A 5,139-nucleotide genomic window follows, 5' to 3' on the forward strand; every position below is an offset into this window, starting at 1 on the left:
CCCTGGTTACCGTAGACCTTGCCGAACTCAGAACCGTTCTTCAAAAACGCGACCATGTCGGCTTCGTTGTTGAAATGTCTGTTCGTTGCACCGCCAGTGAGGTTCCAACCATAGGCGCCCTGGCCAGTTTGACCCGGATTTCCGTAGCTCCAACCTTGAGTGTGGCAACGGGCGCAGCTGTAGGCGCCGCTGCCGAGTTTGAGGTTGAACACGGCCTCGCCAACGCTGGCTGCTTCGCCTGAGGCGATTGCGCCGTCGATGGAAGCCTGAATGTCACTGGCGATTTTCTCTGGCACCGAACCGCTCTGGCAAAGTTCCTGCCCGTAGAAGCTGAACGCCTCGACCTCACCCACGCCGCAATTCTCGCGCGGCAGTTGAATCGACTTGAGGTACTCGAGCACGTTATCGATCTGCTGGCTGTTCATTGGCCCACCGCCGACGAGACCCCATGGGGACATCGGCGAGAACGGACGGCCGTAGTTCAGAATGAACCTGACCTCGGATTCGTCGAATCGGTAATACACCGTGTTGATGGCTGGTGCCTTCCAGTTGACAGCAGTGATCTCGCCAGTCAGCTTGTCGGTGACCGTGAACGGCGCTTCGCCGCCAACGCCACCCATGCCGCCGTGGCACCCGGCGCAGTTGAAGCCACCTTCAGCGGTCGGAGCAAAGAGCTGCGACCCCCAGCTGGCAAAACGGTTGTTCCAACCTTCTTCGGCTCCAGCGTGACGGCTGGGCTCGAACACCCAGTACGCCGGCAGTATCACCACGATCAGGGCGAGCAGCAACACACCGAAGAGCTGCACACGCTCAAGGCGCGAGCCTTCGAGCGTTTCATCGTCGTAATACTCCTTGCGGTTGGCGGCGAGTTCGATCTCCGAACCCACTTCCTTGCGGCCGGCCACGACATTGAAAATGCCGTAAACAACCCAACCGATCGCGATGAAGACGACGCTGACAACAGCAATCGTTCCCGTCGTTGAGGCAAAAATCATCAGTGTCCTCCACCTGTGCAGTGCGGACCTTCGGCCTCTTGACCTGTGGTGTTCACGCCGATCGCCGGGCCGGCCACTTTGACGCCGGTGTTGATCGTGACGTTACCGGACGCTGACACGTCAGCCGGATGGCGATCCATGCCGCGCGGTGCCGGACCGCCCTTCTTCTCACCGACGCGGTTGTACTGCGAGCCGTGGCATTGGCATTCGAACCACTGGCTCGTCTTGCACTCAGGCACACGACAACCGAGGTGCGGACACTTCTGGCTCAGCACCACGATTCCCTGCTCCATTGCGGGCAGCAGTGAGTCGGCGTAGATCGAGCGTGCAGCAGGCAGCCCTTCGACCGGGTACGCCGTGATCCACGACTTGGCTTCAGGAACGTAGAAGAACCCACCACCCTGCTTGATGCCGGCCTTAATCGCGTCGAGCTTGCCGACAGCGACGCTGCCGCCGAAGCCACCCGTGCCCGAGGGCCACAGGAATGCCACGAAGGAAGCCGCCGCGAATGATGCGATGCCCGCGCTCATCAGTGTGATGGTCGCGCGGTTAAAGAACTGGCGGCGTGAAACGCCGATGGCTTCGGGATCCGGTGGGATCCACGGGATCAGCGTCGCTTCTTCAGGACCGACCTGGACGAGTTCCTTACTGCGTGCCTGCACGCCTTCAGCTTCGGCATCAGCGCCGGTCCGAGTCGAAGCGGCTGCTTCGGCCTCGACACCTGCGCCACTGCGGCCTGCTTTATCACGTTTAATTGCTTCGCCCGACAGGGCGCCGGCGCCACGCACATCGCTCTTGCGAGCGAGCGTGGCGAACGAGATGGCGCCAAGAATGACGACGAAGCCGATTGCGAGTGCGATGACTGCTGCGGTACTCATGGGGGGACTCCTTTGCTGTATCTACAACGTACTCAGGTGGGCTTTGAGATCACTCAAAGCTCGAAGAACAGGCCGTCGACCCAGGGCAACACGAAGTTGAAACCAGGGCCACGGAAGAATGAACCAATCATGACGAGGACGGCCCAGAACATCAGGTGCACCGTCATCAGTGATGTGGCGAATTTGCGATCTTCAGGCTTGTTCGACGGGTTGCGATCGACGAATGGGGCAAGGATCAAGAAGATCACGCCGACGCCGGGGAGGGTCACGCCAGCCACCATCGGGTGGAACATCGTCAGCAGTTCCTGCAGACCGAGGAAGTACCAAGGAGCTTTCGACGGGTTCGGTGTCGCGTTGGTGTTGGCGAGCTGCAGCAGCGGAGCGTTAACGAACACCGAAAAGATGAACGTGAACGCCGTCATTGCCAGGGCGGCAACGAACTCGGCTGCAAGGAGGTGCGGCCAGGTGTGAACCTTGTCGACTGGAGTGGCCTTGACATCTTGAATCGAGCCTGACTTGACGACCGTGAGCAGGCGTTGAGTGTGACCACCAGGGCCTGCACCGACGGGAACGCCAGCGCTGGTAGGGACAGCTGCGACCATGGCGCCGACCTTTTCGGCGACGGCAACTCCGCCACCACGAGCACCCTCGTCATCTGGGGCAGCGCCACCGGCTGTCGCTGCCTTGGCAGCCTGGCTGCGTTTCAACAGTGCTTCGGGAATACGCGAGTCGCCTGCTGGCGCAGCAGATTCACCGCTGGCCGCTGCCGGTTCGGCAGCAGAAGCCGCGTCCGCGGACTTCTCACGGGCGGCTTGCGCCCGCTTCAGCAGATGTTCTGGGATCTCGGTCATGAGTTCGCCCCTTCATCTTTCTGTCCCTGGTTCTCAGGGACACAGCCATTCAACATCACAAATCTTTTGGAGGTCATATCCAGATCACAGCGGACCGGAAATACCGCCGTCTTTCCGCACTCGCCAGAAATGGATCGCCATGAAGATGACGATGATGAACGGCAGGAACAAGACATGCAGCACATACCAGCGCAGCAAGGTCTCGGAGCCGATCTCGGCACCACCCAGCAAGACAAATCTGACCTCATTACCGAACACCGGCGTATAGCCCATCATGTTGGTACCCACAGTCACCGCCCACAGCGCTAGCTGATCCCACGGGAGCAGGTAGCCAGTGAACGACAGGAGCAGGGTGAGAGTCAAGAGGATCACGCCAATGACCCAGTTGAACTCACGCGGCGGCTTGTAGGCGCCGTGGTAGAAAACCCGAGCCATGTGCAAGAAGACGGCGAGCACCATCAAGTGGGCCCCCCATCTGTGCATGTTTCTGACCAGGAGCCCGAAGGTCACTGAGGTCTGCAGGTTCTGGATGTCGTTCCAGGCAGCGGTTGCCTCGGGACGGTAGAAAAACATCAAGAAGATGCCGGTGACTGTCAGCAAGATGAACAAAAAGAAGCTGAGGCCGCCGAGGCAGAGGGTGTAAGACACCTTGACCGCATGACGCTTCACCTTTACCGGGTGCAAGTGGTACAGCACCGAGTTCATGATGACATACGAGCGGTTACGCGGGCTGTCGGTGTAGCCCTTGCGGAAAATTGAACCCGGTCGGAAGATCGAGCTCCAGGCCTGGCTGCCCTGGGTGGCATCGACCGCCTGATTCACGCGGTCCTTCACGGTCGGGCGTGGTTTGTCGTCAATCGTCTTAGACATGAATCTCTCTCAGAGCCTCATCCCATAGCCGTAGCCATGGTTGTTGGTACGCATGTGATAGTCGCCGGCTGCTGTTGCGGAGCCGGCCTTGCCGAGGATGATGACCCCGGTCGGACAACGGTCGACGCACAGTGCACAGCGTGTGCAGATGTCGTCGTCGATTGTGAACATGAATGCATCGGACGGATCGGTACCCGGCTGCTCGGTGCCAATGGCCTCGGTCACCGCCGACGTGCTCACCATGTGAATGCACTTCCACGGACAAATGTCGACGCAGCCCTCGCAGGCAATGCATTCGGATTGGTCGATGTGAATGAACTGCTTCGGCTTGACGGCCCTGCTGAGGTAGTCAGCGTCGACTTCCACCAACGTGTAAGCGTCAGTGAACGGCATCATCGGTGGATTTGCATCGGTCTTTGCCATGTCAGGTCACGCCTTCTTGACCAGGGGACGACCGTAAGAAGACACGGGGAGTTCTTTCTGGACTTCCTTGCCACGGTTCTGCCACCAGACCACCACGAAGATGTTCAAGCCGAAGAAGATGGCGTGGATCAGGACGACGATGATGTCCCGCAGTGCTTCGTACTGCAGGGTAATTGGGTTCCAACCGCCGAGCGACTGGGGCTTGAGGATCTGGCCGGGCCCCAGCATCATTTTATCTTTTGACCAGCCGAGGTTCTTGTCTGCATGGTCGATCCACTGGTGAGGGACGACGCCGTACGTCAAGAAGAGCACCCCGAAGGCGTAGGTGCTGGCGAGCATTGCTTCGCCCCAGGTGAAGGTTTGCCCCTTCTTGCGTCGCTGACCATACGGAATGACGGCCAGCGTCAGGAGTACGGCCGCCACGAAGGACACGATGAACGCCTGGTTGACACCAGGCCACTTCAAGACATCGATTGCGATCATCGTTGGTGGTGAGTCCTCTGAGTTGCTTTCGTACTGCGGAGTTGTTTGGTGTTCGGTCGTGACGCCAGTCGTTCTACCAAAGGCAGATCACTCGTGATTTCAATCACGAAGTCTACTCATGGTGGCTGGATGAACGAAGTCTGGCACGCAAGTGTGACGCGCGCGCCAGGTTGTGCGAAAGTGCACGAGCGTTCTGTTGAAATGTCACAAGGGCGATGCAGGCAGTGTGACGAGTTCCGGCAAATTGTCACCCTCCTAGATTCACGCGACCGCTCGTTCTCCATCTATCCTCTGCCCGGTGACTGAGATCCCCGAACATCTCCTGAAGCGGTCGCGCGAACGCCGCTCCGCAATCGGCCAGGGTGGCGACGACGCTTCTGCCACGGCGCCTGCTGCTGGCGCCGTCGAGAAGTCGGCATCCGCCACGCCTGCCGCTGCTCCCCCGCCGCCGAGCGGCCCTGCCGCGCGTACCGCTGCTGCCCCGGCACCTGCTCCACAGCCGCCGAAGGTCGACCCCCATTACGTCACCGCCTACAAGCAGCGCCGCAAGGTGCCGTTCTGGGCCATGGCGACGCTGTCACTCATGCCCGTATGGGGCTTCATGTACGTGCGTGCTTTGACCGACGGCGGCGAAGTCGC

Annotated in this window: 5 protein-coding genes and 2 pseudogenes; 1 reads left to right on the forward strand and 6 read right to left on the reverse strand. The window is 60.0% G+C overall.

What is annotated here, in order from left to right; genetic code table 11:
- The 6 genes and pseudogenes from ACH2EI_RS11880 to ACH2EI_RS11905 all read right to left on the reverse strand — a co-directional run.
- Nucleotides 1-995 (reverse strand): annotated as a pseudogene (locus ACH2EI_RS11880) (hypothetical protein); the annotation flags it as partial.
- The gene (locus tag ACH2EI_RS11885) at nucleotides 995-1,873 is read right to left on the reverse strand and encodes a ubiquinol-cytochrome c reductase iron-sulfur subunit (protein ID WP_395156275.1); all 879 of its coding nucleotides are present in this window, start codon (nucleotides 1,871-1,873) and stop codon (nucleotides 995-997) included. The gene ACH2EI_RS11885 and the pseudogene ACH2EI_RS11880, both read right to left, overlap by 1 nt.
- A 53-nt stretch (nucleotides 1,874-1,926) precedes the next feature.
- On the reverse strand, nucleotides 1,927-2,724 hold the full coding sequence (locus ACH2EI_RS11890) for a menaquinol-cytochrome c reductase cytochrome b subunit (RefSeq protein WP_395156277.1): 798 nt from the start codon (nucleotides 2,722-2,724) through the stop codon (nucleotides 1,927-1,929).
- Between the two features lie 84 nt (nucleotides 2,725-2,808).
- Nucleotides 2,809-3,594, reverse strand: coding sequence for a selenite/tellurite reduction operon b-type cytochrome ExtP (gene extP / locus ACH2EI_RS11895; protein ID WP_395156279.1), 786 nt, complete (start codon nucleotides 3,592-3,594; stop codon nucleotides 2,809-2,811).
- A gap of 9 nt (nucleotides 3,595-3,603) precedes the next feature.
- Nucleotides 3,604-4,017 carry a 4Fe-4S binding protein gene (locus tag ACH2EI_RS11900; protein ID WP_395156281.1) on the reverse strand — a complete coding sequence of 138 codons (414 nt, stop codon included), beginning with the start codon at nucleotides 4,015-4,017 and terminating at the stop codon, nucleotides 3,604-3,606.
- A gap of 6 nt (nucleotides 4,018-4,023) precedes the next feature.
- Complete coding sequence (locus tag ACH2EI_RS11905; RefSeq protein WP_395156283.1) at nucleotides 4,024-4,500, reverse strand: hypothetical protein; 477 nt, start codon at nucleotides 4,498-4,500, stop codon at nucleotides 4,024-4,026.
- 298 nt (nucleotides 4,501-4,798) lie between these two features.
- On the opposite strand from ACH2EI_RS11905, the pseudogene ACH2EI_RS11910 reads away from it, so the two are divergent.
- Nucleotides 4,799-5,139 (forward strand): annotated as a pseudogene (locus ACH2EI_RS11910) (hypothetical protein); the annotation flags it as partial.

Origin of the sequence: Ilumatobacter sp. (genome assembly GCF_041688325.1) — a bacterium.
Lineage (GTDB): Bacteria > Actinomycetota > Acidimicrobiia > Acidimicrobiales > Ilumatobacteraceae > Ilumatobacter_A.